General features: G+C 39.6%; 6 protein-coding genes. 1 reads left to right on the top strand and 5 read right to left on the bottom strand.

Features of this window, described 5'->3' with window-relative positions:
• Nucleotides 1-9: 9 nt before the first annotated feature.
• On the bottom strand, nt 10-744 hold the full coding sequence (locus HMJ38_RS09165) for a polysaccharide biosynthesis/export family protein (RefSeq protein WP_194974091.1): 735 nt from the start codon (nt 742-744) through the stop codon (nt 10-12).
• Between the two features lie 822 nt (nt 745-1,566).
• Entirely contained in the window at nt 1,567-5,220 is a 3,654-nt protein-coding gene (locus HMJ38_RS09170; RefSeq protein ID WP_228779980.1) for a glycosyltransferase, read from the bottom strand.
• 389 nt (nt 5,221-5,609) lie between these two features.
• Here HMJ38_RS09170 and HMJ38_RS09175 point away from each other — a divergent pair, with 389 nt between their 5' ends.
• Nucleotides 5,610-6,926: a glycoside hydrolase family 2 TIM barrel-domain containing protein gene (locus HMJ38_RS09175; RefSeq protein WP_194974093.1), complete on the top strand. Its 1,317-nt coding sequence runs from the start codon at nt 5,610-5,612 to the stop codon at nt 6,924-6,926.
• A 456-nt stretch (nt 6,927-7,382) separates the two neighbouring features.
• On the opposite strand, the gene HMJ38_RS09180 is transcribed toward HMJ38_RS09175, so the two are convergent.
• From HMJ38_RS09180 to HMJ38_RS09190, 3 genes are all read right to left on the bottom strand, one after another.
• Nucleotides 7,383-11,399 (bottom strand): non-ribosomal peptide synthetase, encoded by a 4,017-nt coding sequence (locus HMJ38_RS09180; protein WP_194974094.1) that lies wholly within the window; start codon nt 11,397-11,399, stop codon nt 7,383-7,385.
• 1 nt (nt 11,400) lies between these two features.
• A complete protein-coding gene (locus tag HMJ38_RS09185; RefSeq protein ID WP_194974095.1) occupies nt 11,401-18,012 on the bottom strand; it encodes a polyketide synthase in 6,612 nt (2,203 codons plus the stop codon).
• A 284-nt stretch (nt 18,013-18,296) separates the two neighbouring features.
• A complete protein-coding gene (locus HMJ38_RS09190; RefSeq protein WP_194974096.1) occupies nt 18,297-19,007 on the bottom strand; it encodes a glycosyltransferase family 2 protein in 711 nt (236 codons plus the stop codon).
• Nucleotides 19,008-19,803: the final 796 nt, after the last annotated feature.

Genomic DNA, 19,803 nt, shown 5'->3' on the forward strand with positions numbered 1-19,803 from the left:
TCTTATCTATTAATTTGTAGTGGTGTACACTAATAATGCCAAGGTGGCCAATGAGGTCAATACTTGAAGGGTCTGAAGAAAAGTCACCCCTGTTCCCAATTCCCTTACCTTCATAGGTTCTACATAAATCATATCATTGGGCCTGATAAAATAGAATTCCGATGCCATGATACCATTGTCGTTTAGATTGACCCTATACGCTTTCGAGCCATCCGGATATTGTCTAATCAACATGATATTATCCCTCTTTGCTTGTATAGTCAAATCACCGGCATTGGCTATTGCTTCAAAAATGGTAACTCTGTTTTGGAGGATGGTATATTTTCCCGGCCTGACAAATTCTCCCAAAGCACTGTACCTTATACCACCAAGCCTTACTCGAACAAAATACTCATTGTCTCTGACAATTTTTTTCAATTCATTTTCTATGGCAACTTTTGCATCATCAGTATTTAATCCCACAATCTTAATCTTTCCAATAACAGGGAGTTCAACTATGCCTGCATCATTTAGGGTATATCCTGATAAATAAAATATATCACCCCCATTCATCATTCCTCCTCCCATCATCATTCTATTTTGGTTTCCTCCAGTATTGATATCAAATAAAGTATTCAATAGTGGGTCTGAGGTGGTAATGTTAATTTCAACAACGTCATTATACTGCAATAGATATTCTTCTGTCTTATTGGGAACCAATTCACCCACTTGAGTGATTGGATTTTCTTCCGGAAAGTCTTGCATGTATATAACTCTTTTGTTAGATATGCAGCTACTGAAAATTCCGAGAACAGTAAGTATGCTAAAGGCATAAAACAGGGATTGTTTTTGTATCATATTAAAATTCTAATAAAAGGAGATAGATGACAAGCTTAAATACGGCGCTAAATTACATATTTTTCACATAAAAAAAAACGCATTTCAAATTATTTTTTTTGGATTTTAAATATTTTATGCTTTTTAATTAAATTAATGGCAAAATTAAAGCAATTAATCTGATAGAAACAAGATTTTTATGTTTGATGTTCGTGGGATTGAAGGATGAATGAGGAAAGGACAAGGTTGGATGTCCGATGACGCCTGCCGATAGTCAGCTGTTCGGGATTTGCAATCCCGAATTTACCTGCCTTTGGTAGGCCCAGATAAGCAGGATTTACAATCCCCAAAAGAATCTCTAAATCCACCTAACCCGCTTTTTCTAAACTCCATTAAATTCCCCAATTCAATCTCTCATATTTTTGTAACAAAACCCTTGTTCCATTGGAAGACATCCACACCGTTTCAATTTCAAATATCAAATAGACTTATGTCCCAGATTTCGATAAAGAAGATCAGTCTCCGAAAATAAACTCTGTGACCAAAATTGCCTGAATCGCCGCTTTTCCCAAATCCTTCCCAACAACCATCGATTCTCACCTCCCCAATACTTAGGGCAATCTTTGTTACTTGGTACTTGGTACTTAGTACTTTGTACCCAAAATCTCGCTTCTCTCCTCCCCGATACTCAGGAGAATCTTTGTTACTTGGTACTTTGTACTTAGTACTTTGTACCTAAAATATCATCCCTCAACGCACCAACAATGGCCTTGATGCAGTAATTACATTTCCCATACTATCCGTAGCATAGAGGTACAATCTGGAAGGATTTGAAGGCAACTTGATTTCAACAAATTTTCCGTTCACTTTGGTATTCGTTATAGGGCTGCTTTTTTGCCAATCTTGGTCATATACTTCCCAACTATAGGTTAAATCTCCTTCATATTTATTGGTAATGGCAGCCGATAACCATAAGCTTTCTCCAGGATTTAAAAAGTTCCAATGCCCAACGATGGTGATATCGGGAAAGGATCTGGTTAATTCCTTCTTTTCTAACCAGGCATTTTGCAGGTAATAGTAAGCGGGTTTTAACCTACCCTTGTAATCGGTAATCCCAAACCAAGTGGCGGTCCCTTCATAGCGATCCATCCAACTGAAGGCTATCCCGCCCAAGTTTTTACCCTGATGTTGGGCAATATATTCTAACCACTGCTTCTTATACCACTCGGCCTTATTTAAAGCTGAATTTTCAATCAACAAGCTATCATTCCAATAATCTCCCAATTCTTTGTTCCAATACCCCTTTGGACCAAATTCGGTCACTGCATAAGGTTTACCAGGATATGCAAACCCCATGATTGAATCAAGTTGACTGATATTCTCCTCATAATAAGAGTTCACTCCTATCACATCAATATGCGGGGCATAAGCCCTATACTGATAAATGGTACCTATCAACCTTTCATTGTCATGCTCCTCCGAAGAAAATACCGGTCTTTCCGGATCAATTTCTTTGATCTTTACCGCCAAATCATCCAAAAATTCCAAATAACTTCGTCTGACTAAACTTAAGTATGGTTGGGCATAGTGTTTTTTTAAAAGCCCCCATGTTTCATTACCAATATTCCAGGCAATGATGCATTCATCATTTTTGTATTTTCGGACTTGGGACAGCACTTTCTTTTCATAAGCTTTGAGCGCCTTCTTATCTTTCAAAAAATCGGTTTTGGGATCAAACCAAAAACCGAACATTACTTTTAAATCGTAGTTTTTAGCCGCTCTCAGGATATTTCTATCGTATATGCTCGGTTCATACCTTCTGATGGTATTGGCCCCCATTTCTTTGATCAAAGAAAAATCTGTATCCAATTGCTTTATGGATAATGGATTAAAACCTTCTTCCCAATCGTGTCCTGTGTTGTAACAAATGCCTTTGATATAAAAAGGCTGACCCTCTACCAAAAGCTGATGTTTACCCTCCTCTTTTTTTAACATTTTTGGATTTGGTTCACCAAGGGTTTTGATGTTTGATGCGGTTTCATAATTCCTCTGCTCCAATAAATCAAATCCTGCAATTTCATCACTTATATTCCTCAGATCAAAAGTCCAATCAATAAAAGTTTCATTTGCGGCCGGCCGCCAGTCTGTAATCCAGTTCTTATCCAGATCACTGTAAAATAGTACAATGGATCTTATTTCAGGATGCTGATTTTGGATATCCTGAACGGATTCGCTTACCCATTTACCCCCATCTTCCCCATAAGAGGTAGATCCAAATTCAGCCAGCATCACCGGAAGATCAAATCCTTTTTGCTCGATTTGTTCTTTGAAGGGAAGATAGATTTCTTCAAAAGATTTTGAAGTTTTTTGCGCTGAGGCCAATCCATAATTCAATGCGGTCAATCCAATCCAATCCACATATTGGTTGATCGAACTGTCATTGCCATAAGGAAAATAAGATTCAAAGCCCTCGGTGGACCAAGGGCTCCATACCCAGGAAACATTGTGTGCCCCTACCCTTTCAAAACGGAGGTGTATATATTTCCAGGCTGCTACAAATTCTTCCGGGGTATTTCCACCGGACCTGGACCATGAATACATGGGATTTTCCATTTCATGGGCAAACCTTAAAAAAACTGGTGAATTAAGATCTCTAAAATTCATGGCCATCTGATCAATATAATCATCAAAATATCCATCTAAAATATATTGAAACACCTTACGGTTAAGTCTTAAGTCTTCAATATCAGTATAAGCCTCAAATAAATTGGACCAAGGTTCCCAGGTAACCATGGGGATGGCCCCATGGCTGATGATTTTTTTCCATTTATCAACCGAGGCCGGTTCATCTCCCCAAGAAACATAGGAAGAAATGATGGCCCATTGGTGACCTGATTTCTTTTCAAGATCATTGATCGAGGCAATTTCCGGTTCGATATCAAATTGAGGAAAGTATATTCCTGTGTAGAAGCCCCCCAACTCTTTTTCAAGAGGAGATTTTAATTTTGGATTAAGATAATCATCACTTCCAATTTTAAATGAGCTAATGACAAAAAAGGAAGTCGAAAACAACATGATGATGGCGACAACATGAAAGGATATCCTACTTACTCTGAGGTAAGACAGGTTTTTCTTTTGGATTGTCATCGCCTCCCTAAACTTATTCAGAGAACTTTTAGATCGGTACACCCAAGTAGACTGACCAATGGCAAAAGCGGTAATTAAAACCACTGCATTGATAGAAGCAAAAAGTGCCATCAACATGCTATAAGGTTGCCAATCATTGGATAATCCATAGATTACGGCAATTACTGAAATTGATGCAACCAGAAGATTGGGTAAGCCCAATAAAAATTCTCTTTTGGTAGAATGTTCTTTGGGGGTAGGGATGTAAGGAACTTTGATATTTAACAAAGTGTATACAAACCCAACTATAAATATCCACCAGGTACCAACCCTTAATATCCCTCCCATCAAATGTATGCCTTTTTCCTCTTGATGATTGAGCCATCCTTGAGCAAAATACCTGTAGATTAAGTTCAGTAGCAGAAAAGGTGTAAAAAATGCAAAAAACAGTTTGGGCTCCATCAACCAAGGATATTCCCCTGTAAACAAGGAATAAGCAGGAACTATAAAATCGATTATTCCGATTAGCCCAAACAAATAATAAACCGGCAATAGTCCATAGTGCAACTTTTGTCTCCAAGTGAATTTCGAAAAAAGCTTAGGATAAAGATTGAACCATAAATCAAATGTCCCCCTACTCCACTTGATTTGCTGCTTGTAATAGGCTGAAATACTACTAGGGACCTGCCCTCGCGACAAGATCACCGGTTCATATACAGACTTCCAGCCTTTGGCATGGAGCAACATGGAAGTATGCATGTCTTCAGTAAGGCCCGGTGCATGTCCTCCGATGGAATCCAGCGCTGCCCTTCTAAAGGTACAGTTAGCCCCAATGGCTTGCGCAGTACCATATTCTCCCATAGCCTGCATGTAAGGCCCATAAAACGTATAGGTCTGTTCAGCAGCTCCTTGGGCGATAAATGACTCTTTCTGATTGCCATAGGATTGGACTACCTGTACATAGCCTATATCAGGATTATCGAAATGATGCAGCACATGGTCTAAAAATTCCGGATAAGGTGCGTGATCTGGGTCTAAAATCACACAAATTTCTCCTGTGGCATGTTTCAGGGCATTGTTGATATTACCTGCCTTGGCGTTTTCATGGGTATCGCGGGTGACATGTACTACACCTAGATCAGCACATAGTTTTTTCACATATGCATCATCTCCTTCATCACAGAGGTAGGTGGTATGCGGATATTTTACTGCCACCAAAGCCCTTAAGGTATTCTCCAACATTTTATAAGGCTCTCCGGGGAAAAAGGTGGTGAGCATATCCACTGTGTAAGGTTTTAAAGGTGGCTTTGGCTTTTCTGATTCATCTCGGGGTTTTGGTAATCCGGCATAGTGATACCATTCAAATCCCACCTTTAGCAATTTGAAAAATAAGGAAATAGTAAGCAGGTAATATAGGACCTTATACCCTATTCCAACTTCCGTAAAAAAGCAATGTAAAAATATAATAAGTGATATAATACCAAGTATTAGAATGAATTTACCTTGCAGAAGTTTTTTGTTCATAAAAATAAATAGGGGTGATGATCAGCACGAAATACTTTATTTTATTTTTAAAATGCAATTTTATTTATATAAAAAATAATTTTGCTGAGAAATAATAATTATTTATCTAAATTTGGGCGACTCAACATCAAAAGTAGCAAAAGATGCTTCATTATTCAAAAGAATTAAAAACAACCTTATTTTTGATCTCTATAAGTCTGCTATTTTCTTGCAGTAAGATAGGACCTGAAAATCATAACTCCACCGTAGCAGTAAGGTATCAGGATGGAAGGGCAATGCTTTACAGGCATGGTGAACCATATTTTATAAAGGGAGCAGGCGGAACAGAACATTTAGATAAGTTAGCTGAATATGGTGGAAATTCCATTAGGACTTGGAGCTTGCATGATGCTGACAGTATATTGGATGCCGCCCATCAATTAGGGCTGACAGTAACGCTAGGACTTGAAATAGGTCGACCTTATTGGGGAAATGACTTTAGTTATTGGAAATTTTGGGAAGTTGATCAAAAAATAGAAGAGCTAAGGCCTGTTATAGAAAAATATAAAGACCATCCTGCCTTACTGATGTGGGGAGTAGGCAATGAAGTAAAAGAATATGGTGGGGGGAAAAGAGTCATGGTCTTTTACATTATCGATAAGGTCGCTAAAATGATTAAAAAAGTCGACTCCAATCATCCCACTATGACTGCCGTGGATGGTGCCATCTATAAAGACCGATTGGCTCTATATAAATTCATTATGCCAAACATTGACATTTTAGGATTCAATGCCTTCAATTCAATCAAAAGGATGTCTGATAATGTCAATGGAAAATTTGGGTGGCGCAAAGCATACATAATATCTGAATGGGGACCATCAGGTCATTGGGAAATAACGGATACCGAATGGGGGGCACCAAAAGAGTTGAATATGTCCCGGAAACAGGAGCTCATGGAAATAAACTGGAATACTATTCACCAAGACTCGGCCTTATTATTAGGAAGTTACGCCTTTTATTGGGGATTTAAACATGAGGCAACCCATACTTGGTTTAGTCTTTTTTCCGAAGATGGTGCAGAGTCCTCATTAGCCCATTTTCTAAAATATGCATGGTCTGGAAAAAAGGCTGACAATTTAGCACCTATAGTTGATAATCTATTTATTGAGACAAGCCATGGTTTGGCTAATGACAATGTGTACCTAACTGCCAATCAAGAATATATAGCAAGCGCGAGCACTAAGGACCCCGAAGGAGATTCTTTAACCTACCGTTGGGAAATCCGGCCTGAAGATACTTATTTCCTAAATCATCAAAATTTTAATTATAATATGGAGCATCTAATCCTGTCAGATAAAGGGGACAAAATTCAGTTTATCACCCCAATTGATGAGGGACCATATAGGATTTTTGTTTTTACTTTTGACCCACATGGCAATGTCGGGTCCCATAATATTCCATTTTATGTGGTTAGGAGGTGATTTTTGGTCACAGCGCTTTTTGAGATTTGTTATGGGATTTTAGGTCATTGGTATTAATCAACATTTTGGAAATATTCAGAAAAGGGAATGACATCAAGTTTCTCCTACCTACGGCATTCAGGCGTCATTCCGAGTTGAGAAAATTGGCATTTACTGAATGGAAAATAACATTAAATCGGGTTGCAGACCTCTCCTAACCTCGAGGTGACAAGGGAAAGTTATCTATAGTCTTGAATGCATTTTACAGTTCAAAGGTATAAATTTCCAATTCTGTAATTGGTAGGCACAAGGAATCCCTAGAGGTCCTATTTATGTTCAAATTTATTATTTCCTGAACCTCGGGAGATGCCCCGAATCCCGATATTTATCGGGACGGGACAGGCTTTCTCTACGTTCAGCATGACGCTCCGAAATTTTGTCATTGGCAGAAACTCTGACTTAATTTTTAAAAAAATCTCAAACCCCTTTATCAATAAGTTTCTGTAATGTATCTCCGAACTTTTCGACAAGTTCAGGATCATCAATCATTGAATTGTGATCTCCGCCGACTTCCACGGGAATCACTTGCCGGGCATATGGCTTCCATCCGTAGAACTCCTTATCCTTAACCAAAAAAGTTTTGATTTTAGCCTTGAATAAGATAATATCCCCATCGTAAGGTGACAGAATATACTCATCCATGGCTTTGTGGTTAATCTTTCTGATTTTTTCAATTGTCAGGAATAGGTCTGAGGCCTCCTTATCTTTTTCAATTCCAAACCATTTTTTCAGGAAATTACCTTTCCTGGTAAAAGAATTCGCCTTCATTCTTTTAAAAGCATCCGGATGTTGCATGGCCAAACTTACATCAACAACTCGTTTTTCAATTTCTTGCCCTACCTTCATTTTAACCTTTCCCCATTCTGTCAATTTTGTTTCAGATTGGTAAGCCGGAACGTCAAAAAGAATTATTTTTCCCACCAATTGTCCAAGCCCTTTGAGTTGCTTGGCCATTTCAAATGTCACATAGGCACCGAAAGACTGTCCTCCCAAATGAAAAGTTCCAAAAGGATGTACTTTTTTGATCTCCTGAATGTAATAGGAAGCCATTTCTTCAATACTGTTCAAGGGTTCATCCACGCCGTTTAATCCCTTAGATCGTATTCCGAAAACCGGTTGGTCCTTGTCCAGATACTTGGCCAAGCCATAAAATGAAGTAACATTTGCCCCTGCACCATGAATCAGAAAAATAGGTGGTTTTTTGCCTTCGGGTTTGATCGGGACAATTACTTGCCATGAAACTTGGGAATTCATCTCCGGCTCCAATAATTTACAGAAATCTTTCAGTGTTGGGTATTGGAATACACTGTTTACGGGTAGTTTTTGACCGGTTTCATTCTCTATTCCCACCATTAACTCTACTGCCATTAATGAATGCCCCCCTAAAGCGAAAAAATCAGATTCCAACCCTATATCCCTATTACCCAATACTTTTTGCCAAATACGGGATACTATTTTCTGAGTTTCTGTAACCGGATCAGTGAGTTGGCTTTGGGATTTCAAGTTTTTCCTATCAGGTTTGGGAAGGCTTTTCCTATCCACCTTGTTATTGTTGGTAAATGGAAGCTTATCCATAAAAACCCACTCGGTAGGCACCATGTATTCAGGTAAAGCTTGTTTGAGTTCATCTTTACACTTTTCAATCAGTTCTTCTTCTGAATACCCTATCAAGTCTTTTTTTCTTACCAAATAAGCCACCAATCTGGTATCCCCTGCTTCCGGTTCCCAAGTATTGACAGCTGCTTGTTGAATACCCTTAATCAGATTGAGTTTTGTTTCAATTTCACCCAATTCAATCCTATAGCCTCTTATCTTGACCTGAAAATCCAGCCTTCCCAAACAAACAATTTCTCCATTTAACTGGAATCTACCCAAGTCACCTGTCCTATAAAATCTTGTATTTATTTCACCGGAAAAATGGTCAGGAAGAAATTTATCTTTGGTGAGATCATCCCTTTTATGGTAACCATTGGCTACGCCAAGACCTCCAATACAAATCTCTCCTACCCTTCCAACAGGACAGGGCATTTGATTTTCGTCCAAAATATAGATTTGTGTGTTGGCAATAGGTCTTCCAATTGTAATCTGAGCAGCATTTCCGATTTTTTTGACTGTGGACCAAATGGTAGTTTCAGTAGGACCATACATATTCCAAAAGGGCCCAACCAAATCCAATAATTTTTCTGCAAGGTCCTGATTCAAGGCTTCTCCACCACAAAGTACTTTTAGATCCATGGGTTTAACCCATCCTGAAGTAATCAACATCCTCCATGTGGCCGGGGTTGCCTGCATGATGTCAATCTTTTGGCTTTCCATTTTCCTCAACAAGATCCTGCCGTCACGGGATTCCTCACTATTGGCTAAAACAACTGTACCTCCCGCTATCAAAGGCAAATAAAGTTCAAGTCCTGCAATATCAAATGATATGGTTGTAATCGCCAATAATTTTTCTCCGGCCATCATCCCCGGAGAATTCTTCATACTGACCAAGAAATTTAACAAGTTCAAATGGCTGATTCTGACTCCCTTTGGCTTACCCGTTGAACCAGAAGTATAGAGTATATAAGCCAAATCATTGGGATCAGGAGTTTCAATCTCGTGTAACTGATCCTCTCCTTGCAAACTTAAATCATCCAAGGTCAATTGCGCTATATCAGTACCCAACCATGAACTGTATTTCCTTACCGTTACCAGTAAACTTGCTCCCGAATCTTCCAACATATAGGTTAAGCGGTCAATTGGGAATTTCGGATCCAAAGGTAAGTAACAAGCTCCTGACTCCATGATTCCGAGCAGGGCTGGCAATAACATTTCATTTCGGTCAAGCATCATCCCTACCACATCCCCTTTACCAAGACCTTGGTTCCGGAGATTTTTTGCAATCACATTTGAATAAAGCCTCAGATCTCTAAAGGTGAACTCCTTATCACCTGCAATGAATGAAATCATTGAAGGAATTGATTTGGCTTGTTCATAAAAAATCTCTAAGAAGGAATATTGAACCGGAAGCTTCATAAAAGTTGCATTCCATTCCTTGAGTTGTTGAAAAACCAAACTTTCATTCAAAATCAGGTTTCTAATAGGCTTATCCGGATTATGCACTACCTGGGAGAGCATATCCTCTAATCCACGCATCCAGTAAGAAATGGTATCTTTATGAAAAAGGTTTGTATTGTAAGACCATTCTACCATCAAATTTTCTCCATGATTGGTCAAGTTCAAAAAGATCTCGAAGTTTTCAAATTTCCTTGGGTTGCTAATCAAGCTGTGCTCAAGGCCAGAAAAATTCACCTGATCGTCCATCCCCACATCAATATTGAATACTAATGGTACCAATGGAATTCTTGAGGCATCTCTCTCGAGGTTCAGTTTTTTGATCAGGTTACCAAAAGTATATTTTTGATGATCATAATCATCCAAAAGTTCGAGCCTCCTTTTGCCAAGGTATTCTTCAAAAGAAAGATTTTGGTCCACTTTTGCTCTGATTGGCAAAAGATTCACGCAATGCCCCATTAATACCAAATGATCCGTGGCCGCTTGGCCTGCGGCGGGCAAACCCAAAACTAAATCATCCTGACCTGTAATCTTGGAAAGAAAAATTTCGAAAGCGGCCATTATGGTACTGACTAGACTGCTTTTGAATTTTTTCCCGAGCACTTTAATACTTTTGACAAGCTCTGAAGGCAATTCGAAATCAATCCTTTTGCTTTTGAAGGTACGTTGATTAGGACGTGGCTTGTCTGTCGGCAATTCCAATTGCTCGGGGATTAGCTTGTACTTTTCCAGCCAATATTTTTCGGTGAATTGATATTCTTTGGAATGTGAAAAAAGCTCCATTTCATCTGCATACTGGCCAAATTGAAAAGCCTCAGGAAGTTCAATGGGTTTATTATTTTCTAAAGCATTATAAATACTCGCTATTTCCTCCAACATTATTCCAAAAGACCATCCATCTACAACCAAGTGATGCGCAGTTATGGTAAATAAAAAAGACTCGTGAGATAATTCAATCAATGAGAAACGGACCAAGGGACCATTTTTGAAGTCAAAAACAAAGCTTGCTTCTTGATCCAGAAATTCTTCCACAGCACTTTTTTTCTCCCCTTCAGTCAAGATTGAAAAGTTTTTTTGGATTTTAAATGACTCCAGGAGATTATATACCATGAAAAAATTCCCATCAGCCGAAAAAGACATCCTAAGAGATTCATGTCTATCCACTAAATAATCACAGGCTTCCCAAAGGCACTTTTTGTTTACACCTCCAGAAAACCTCAAGGATAAACTCAGGTTATAAGATAGATTAGCCTCATCTCCACCAAAAATACAAGAAAGCCAAATCTCTTTTTGCGCATCTGTCAATCTTGCAACCTTGATTATTTCTTTTTCCCCGAAAGGATCATAGTCCACTGACTCAAAATCAAAATCCCGGTCCATCTTAAATTGAGCTTAGGACCTTAATGAATTTTCCGGGATTATTTTCATCCCTTATAAACCAGGCAGGATTTCCCATGGGGTCTTTACCAAGTTTGGCGCCTGGCACCGGTGGTTCATTGTAGGTTGGTTTTTGTACCAGATCAGGGGATTGTAAGGAGCCTCCAAAAAAACCTACTTTCATCAATTCATCAATGGACTCTTTGAAAGCAGTGATGATGCTATCTACATCCTCTTCAGTAATCTTGTTAGTCAAGTAACATGGGAATCCATCATAAATATGAATGCCTTTTTCCCTCATTAAAATAAAAATCAAGTCTGTATAGGGTAATTCCTGATGGTATTTAAGTTTCCACATGGAACCAAAATGGGCAATATAGAAAGGCAGGTTTCTTGCTCTGAAGTAACTGCCCAAGGAGTTTGCAATTCTATCAGTTTTCTGTTTCAAATCGGCGTGCAATGCTCCGTTGTCATTTTTGAGGTATTCCAAAGAAGCTTTGGCTGCTGCTAAAGCTAAGGGGTGACGGACGAAGGTTCCCGCAAAATAAGTAACGCCCACCTCAGGCATGGAATCATCCCCATATTGCCAATATCCTCCATCCAAGGCATCCAAAAAAGTAGCAGAACCTGCAATAGCACCAATCGGCATACCACCACCAATTACTTTTCCATAAGTTCCAATATCAGCTTTGATATCAAAAAGCCCTTGAGCCCCTTGTAGATGGGTTCTAAAACCGGTTATAACTTCATCAAAAATCAATGCAGTCCCACTTTCCAGGGTGATTTCCCTCACTTTCTTCAAAAACTCTACGGGCTGAAATTCAGGTCTGCGACTTTGAACAGGCTCTACCAATACGGCAGCCAATTCGTCCTTTCGCTGTCTTATTATTTCCAAGGACTCCGCTGTGCCATATTCCAAGACCAGAAGATTCTCTACTTGAGAGGGCATAATGCCTGCCGCAGCAGGGTAGCTTTTTTTGTTGCTGCCTCTGACAATGACCTCATCAAATGTGCCATGGTAAGAATTGTTGAAGGATACCACCAAAGACCTTCCTGTAACTGTTCTGGCCATACGCAAGGCTGCCATAACAGCTTCTGAACCTGTATTACAAAGTGCAGCCCTTTCGTGCCCTGTAAATTCACAGATCAATTCACTTACCTCACCTGCCAAGACATGTTGTGGACCGATTTCAAAGCCTTTTTCCATTTGCTCCAGGACTGCTTTTTGAACAAAATCCGGTCTATGGCCAAATAGGATAGCTCCAAACCCATTCAAAACATCCAAATATTCATTGCCATCGATATCCCAGATTTTACTGCCTTCCGAACGGTCAACTACCAGAGAATAGGTGATTTCTTTAGTATTTGGTTTGAAGCCGGAAACCACCCTGGGGTCAGCCATATGAGCTCTATGTTTCTGGGTGTATTCTTTACTGCTTCTCGTCTTTTCATTGAACCGCTTGATAAGCTGTTGAATAAATGCATCCTGTACAGGGCTTGTCGCTGCTGAAACCTTATCTATTTTAGCCATGGCACCAAAGGTTTTTGGCGCATTTGGGGGGATTATAGCTGTTTCCTTTTTGACAGGGCTTTCAGCCATTTCCTGTTTTTGTTCGGAAACAGCAACATTCAACCTGGAATTATTTGTAGTCAATCTTCCACTCATCAAATTGATTTGTTGTGTCATCAATTCCAATTGTTTGGAAAGAACCTGCATGATTTCAATATTGTTCCCTGTCAAAGGCATTTGTTCCAATTGAGGAAACTGCGGGATTTGATTGTAATCACGAGAAGAAGGGGTCTCTATCTTTTGTGGAGTAGATGGTGGAATGCTTTCCGCGAACATTTCTTGTGGTAACTGATCGTCAAGATGCCCAACCAATGCCCTGACATCGCCTAAGGCATCACTTAATTGCCTAAAAGTAACATTGACCTTGAATTCCTGCTTGATGCTGGAAGCCAATTGGGTAAGGAGCAAGGAATCAAAGCCAAGCTCCATAAAAGAAGCTGACTCATCAGAAACAGACAAGCCTGTTCTGTCCTGTATCAATGCAGTAAGTTTTTCTTTGATTATAGACTTTCTGTCCATGATGGGGTGATTCAATTTGTTCTCAAAAATTTGGGCACTATTTGATACGGAAAAATTATCCCTCTTGTTAGCTATTTTCTCTGTTGAACTCGGGGCCTCTATCCATATTTTTTCTTTTTTAAAAGCATAAGTGGGTATTTCTGCTTTTATCGGATTCAAAGGCATTAGGTTTTCCCAATGGATTTTTTTCCCATTTTGCCACAATTGGCCTGCCTGGGTAAGTAAAAACTTAAAGTCAGAAACCTTGGGATTTTTAATTAAACTATTGTTAAAATCTTTTCCTTTTGACTTTTCATTTTGCCTTATCAGTGAAGTAAGGACATTCCCCGGCCCAACTTCAAGGAAAGACAATGGCAAATCCAACTCCAATAATGTTTGACAGGCATCTCCAAATCTAACCGAATTCCGCAGCTGATTGGTCCAATACTCAGCGCTTTGTGCCTGATCATCGGTCATAAAATCTCCGGTAACGGTGGAGACGATGGGAATCCTTGGCTTGGATTTTGGAACTGTCGCGACAAAATCTGCAAAATCCTCCAGAATGGGATCCATCATGTAGGAATGGAAGGCATGACTTGTCTGTAATATTTTGGAGGGGATATCTTTGGTTTCCAACAGATCCGCAAAATCAGCTATATCTTCTCTTTTACCGGCTACCACACATTGGTTTTCTCCATTCACACCTGCGAGTGAAAGAGAATCGGGTAAAAGGAACTTGATTTCTTCCTCCTTGCACCTGACTGACAACATATGCCCACCAGGCAAACTACTGATCATTTTGCCTCTTTTGGCTACAAGTTTCAGTGCATCTTCCAAGCTAAATACTCCGGATAAATGTGCAGCCACAAATTCTCCAATACTATGTCCACAAAGAATAATCGGTTTGATCCCAAGTGCAACCCAACATTGGGATAAAGCATATTCCACTGCAAAAATAGCTGGTTGGGTATATTGCGTATCCTTTAACAAGAGTTCTGCTTCCTCATTTTCCTTTTCCGGGAATATGATGTCCAGTATTTGGATCCCAGCAAATTCTTCTAAAATCAATGCACAGGTATCCAGCGATTTTTTGAAGACCTCCACATGGTGATAAAGCTCTTTGCCCATATTCAAAAATTGAGCTCCCTGACCAGGAAATAGGAAAACTGTTTCACTGATCACCTCAGGCTGTTTTTTCGCTGAAACAGGCTGGGCAAGTTTTTCTAAAAGTTCCATGCTATCAGAGGCAACTACAAACTTCCTAAATGGATATCCCATGCGCCTGTGCAGTAATTCAGCACTGATTGCTCCCAAATCCAAGAGGGGATTTTCTCTAACAAAATCAGAAAGTTTCAAGGCATAGTCTGCCAGACTTTCCTCTGATTTAGCTGACCAAGGGAACAAATAGGCTGGATAGGAATAAGTTTTCTCTACCTCTGAGGAAGTAGCTGTAATTGGGGCCTCTTCAAGTATAACATGTACATTGGTGCCTCCAACTCCAAATGAACTTACCCCTGCCATCCTTATTTGGTCCGTTTCCCAATCTGAAAGTCCGCTTGGTAAATAAAATGGTGTGCGCTCAAAATCAATGGCAGGATTCAGCTTTTGGAATCCTGCCTGTGGGAAGAATTGTTTTTCCTTTAAGGTTAAAATTGCCCTGAAAAGCCCGGCGATTCCAGCTGCCGCATTGAGGTGGCCAATATTACTTTTGGAGGAACCTATGACACAGGAATTTGATTTGGAACATTCAGAAAATGCCAGTTTCAAGCCTTCAATTTCCATAGGATCACCTAGAGGCGTAGCTGTGGCATGGGCTTCCAAATAGCCAATTTGATCAGGAGAAACGCCCGCATCTTGGATAGCTGCATAAATCGCACCTGCCTGTCCTTCGGCACTTGGAGCTGAAAAACTCCCTTTTGCCCCGCCATCATTGTTGATACCAATTCCTTTGATTACCGCATGGATTTGATCTCCATCTGCAATTGCCTGATCCAAGTCTTTCAGTAACACCATGCCCACACCATCCGAAAATACGGTACCTGTGGCAGCCTCATCAAAAGATTTGACATGACCATCTTTGCTGTAGACAGATCCTTCATCATGCAAATGCCCACTGTAAACCGGGGATTTGATGCTTGAAGCACCGGCTATTGCCATGGAACATTTTCCAGACCTAATTGCTTCTACAGCCTGCGCAACTGCCAACAATGCAGTGGAACAAGCCGAATGAACGCTTACAGCAGGGCCGGTCAGGTTCAGGTGATAAGCAGTTCTTGAAGCTAAATAATCCTTTTCATTCAAGGAATTGATCATAAATTCCCCGTATGATTCTATCTTAGCTTTGTTTGGAATAAGATTGTGGACAAAATAAGTATTTGGGCTGCAGCCGGCATAAACACCAATGGGTAGAGGTTCATCTATAGTCCTGTAACCTGCTGCTTCCAGGAGTTCGTAGGCGCATTCCAGGAATTTTCGTTGTTGTGGATCTGCGATTGCAGCCAATTTGGGATTCAGACCAAAAAAATTAGCATCAAAGGTATCATATCCTTCAATGATTCCACGGGCTGCGACATATTGGGGATTGTTTTTGAAGCTATCGGTAATACTGGCATCAATCTCTTCCTTACTAAAAAAGCGAATGGTTTCTTTTCCTGTCCTGAGGATTTCCAAAAAGTCTTGTATAGAATTGGCACCGGGAAATTTCAGAGACATCCCTATAATGGCTACTCCCCTACTCTCCTTGTCAGATTTTTTGACTTTCTGAACAATCAATCGAGGTTTTTTGGCTTGTTCAAAATATTGTGCAACCAAAGCAACTGAAGGAAACTGGTACAATTTAATGATTGGCAATTCCAAACCGAATCGTTGTTTTAATGCTGCAATTGTTTTTTGGGCTTTAAGTGAATTCCCCCCCATTTCAAAAAAATTATCATGGATACTGACCTTGTCATAATTCAATACCGATGTAAAAACGGTATTGATATGCTGTTCCAATTCAGAAGAGGGCGGAATATAGGTGTCCGCCCATTCGGGTCTCTCATGAAGGGGTTTGGGCAATGCTTTTTTGTCAACTTTTCCTGAGGAAGTTTTTGGGAATTCATCGACAGCAATAATATAATCCGGGATCATGTAGTCCAGAATTTTTGATTTTAGTGCAGTTTTAATTGTTGAAACATCTGCATTTTTTTGATCTGCAAATAAAACATATCCTGAAAGGAATTTCGCTCCTGAATCGTCCTGATCCAATTTTACAATAGCGTGTTTCACGTTTGGCAGGTTAATTAAGGCGGATTCAATCTCACCCAATTCAACCCTATTGCCCCGGATTTTGATTTGGTCATCCTCCCGGCCTTGAAAATAATACTGACCGTTTTCTTTGCATACAACCAAATCCCCTGTCTTATATAGTCTGAGTTGTTTTCCATCCGGAGATGTCCATGAGATGAAGCGCGATGCTGTCAAATCGGGCCTGTTGAGATATCCTTTTGCAAGACAGTTTCCTGCAATATGTAATTCCCCGATCTGACCTGATGGTATTTGTTCAAGCGAATTATTCAAAAGGTAAAACTCACATGCCGCCAAGGGCGATCCAATAGAGGGGATTTCCTCCCAAGAATCGGGATTACCTGTAAAATCAATATCAGAAGCCCACATGGAAGCCTCTGTAGGACCATAGTTGTTTTTCAAAACCGCCCCCGGAAGCTCTTTGAAGAATTCCCTAACATGAGGACTTATCTGCAATTGCTCCCCACCTGTATTCAGTTCAATAAGGCTTTTCGGATAAATTCCGGAAATTACTGAAGCATTTGTCAGATATTGGAGCGATACATTGGGTAGAAAAATAGTATTGATTTCATGGCTTTGGATATAATTGAGCAGGTAGTAGGCATCGAGCCTCTGCATTTCTTCTACCAAGTGCAACTCCCCGCCCGAAGAAAGGGAAACAAAAATCTCCTTCACCGATATATCAAATCCCAAATGACAAAACTGCAAGGTTTTGACACCCAATCCGGCAGCCCGAGAAGTTTTCAATTTGTATTCAATCAATTCAACTGCCCCTTGGGTGGTAACCATCACCCCTTTTGGTTTGCCTGTAGATCCGGAGGTAAAAAATACCGCATAAACTTCCTGCGGTTCAAGAGGTAAATCAATCTCCTCTTGCTTGCTTTGTGCATCAAATCCAATTCTTTTTAACTCAAGTTTACTCCAACATTCTTCCTCCTCCTTACCTGCCACGACATACTTGAGTGAGGAAATTTCAATCATATTTTTATGCCTTTCTTCAGGATAGGTTGGATCTATTGGCATGTAAGTCTTACCCGCTTTCAAAATCGCCAAAACGCCTAAGATCATTTCAATGCTGCGCGAAGTGCTGATTCCAATTATCTCTTCATTGGGAGCAATTTCCTTGATTGCTTTTGCCAAAACAGTAGCACGATCGTTCAAGTCACCATAGGAAATTGATTTTTCATTAAAAACCACAGCCGTTAAAGTTGGGTGATTTACGGCTACCTCAAGGAAACGATCTAAAATTCTCTTTTTCAACATGAAGATTTAGATATTAGTCAAGGAAAATTAAAACACTAAGAATTTAAATCGGATTTTTGTATGAAACAAATTTAATTTTTGAATTATTAAAAACAAATTATTTTATTTAAAATGTTTTTTTATGTATGTGAACATAAAATAAAATGAATTTTATTAATAAATATAAGTTTTTTAAAAATAACCACGAACTTATTATTAAAAATCAAAAGTAAATAAAGCCTGAATTACTATAATTATTTTCATAAAAAACAATAATTCCAATATTATTTCACTTTGCTTGAAACTCACCTATACCTCCATATCGTCCACAAAATCTTACATCCAGCTCCAAAAACTCCTTTTACTGTCCCACTGACTTTAGAAACACCTATTCTTTTTCTATAATCTACAGGAACTTCTGTTGTTTTCAATCCAGACTTTGCAGCTTTGATCTGCATCTCGATGGTCCAACCAAAATTTTCATCTACCATTCCAAGGGCCTTCAATTTATCCCACTTGATTGACCTGAAAGGGCCTAGGTCTGTGTAGTCCACCTTATATATCCATCTCATCAATGTGGTTGAAAGCCAATTTCCAAATACTTGGGGGAATGTCATGGAGCCTTTCTCTCTTTTACCCAAGGCCCTTGAACCAATCACCATATCAATGCCATCTTGGATTATTGGCCGGATGACTTCATTCATTTGTTCGGGATAGTCAGAATAGTCCGCATCGAGAAACACCAGGATATCGGGTTGCTGCTTTAAGCTTTTGATGTATTTCATTCCTGTTAGGCAGGCTTTGCCATAGCCTTTCTGCGGTTCATCCAACACAATTGCCCCTGCTGCTTCAGCCACCATTTTGGTGTCATCATGGGAGTTGTTATTCACCACAATAATGTTCCTGACAAAAGCCGGAATATCTTTGATTACTTTGCCTACGGAGTTTTCTTCATTGAAGGCGGGGATAAGGACGTCTATGGTGAAGTTGGAGGGGTTATCTGTTGATTGAGGCATTAAAGGGTTTTTCAAAGGTTTTTGATTCAGGTGTAAATTTATCAAAGATCAATGGGTTTTTGGTTAAAATTATGTCTTCTAACTCATCCCACTTTTTCATTTTTTTTATCAACGATTCTGGCAATTATGTCCGAAGAGTCTATTTATAACTCCGACCTTCTTTTTCGAAATATGGAGAGTAAGTTTTTTGAGAAGAATCTTAGTCAAAGCTATTTTAAGTGAGTGACGTCCAATTCATGTTTTTGTCTTTTTCTCTATTACTTTTTGTGCACGAATCCCGATAATTATTAGTGTTTTTCAGGGTGGAATTAAGTGAGTGAAGTCTTATTCATTTTTTTTATCTTTTTCTCTCTTACTTTTTTGCTTGACCAAAAAAGTAACAAAAAAGTCAAGACAATGGGATCCTATCCACCCACAAGGCCCAGCCGGCCCGGCCCATTGTCTTCCTACCCGCTACCCTACCGAATTAAGGTAGGTTTTGAAATCAAGATTTTTCTGGACAAGCCCTGTAGAGCCTGTACGAAGAATAGGGAGGGCTGAATATGATTAGCATCTGGAAAAGCTTTGCTTTTTGGTTCTTTAAACCTTCACTCTCCTAATCAACCTTTTTGAGATTGCCACGTCGCACGAAAGTATTTTTCTAACAATAAATCAAATTAGGAGTGCCCGACTACCCAAGGCAGGCAGGTGCAATTAACGACAACCAATCGTTTTAACCTCTACGTTCTCGCTTCTCCTCGGATCTTGAGTCTTGGTTCCCCGATACTCGGGGCAGGCTTTGTTTCTTGTTTCTTGG

Origin of the sequence: Aquiflexum lacus (assembly GCF_015476655.1) — a bacterium.
In the GTDB taxonomy this organism is placed as follows: Bacteria; Bacteroidota; Bacteroidia; order Cytophagales; family Cyclobacteriaceae; genus Aquiflexum; species Aquiflexum lacus.

Coding starts and splice junctions, on each gene's coding strand:
- HMJ38_RS09165 (WP_194974091.1), bottom strand. CDS start 744: ATGCAAGACTTTCCGGAAGAAAATCCAATCACTCAAGTGGGTGAATTG.
- HMJ38_RS09170 (WP_228779980.1), bottom strand. CDS start 5,220: ATGCTCACCACCTTTTTCCCCGGAGAGCCTTATAAAATGTTGGAGAAT.
- HMJ38_RS09175 (WP_194974093.1), top strand. CDS start 5,610: ATGCTTCATTATTCAAAAGAATTAAAAACAACCTTATTTTTGATCTCT.
- HMJ38_RS09180 (WP_194974094.1), bottom strand. CDS start 11,399: ATGGACCGGGATTTTGATTTTGAGTCAGTGGACTATGATCCTTTCGGG.
- HMJ38_RS09185 (WP_194974095.1), bottom strand. CDS start 18,012: ATGTTGAAAAAGAGAATTTTAGATCGTTTCCTTGAGGTAGCCGTAAAT.
- HMJ38_RS09190 (WP_194974096.1), bottom strand. CDS start 19,007: ATGCCTCAATCAACAGATAACCCCTCCAACTTCACCATAGACGTCCTT.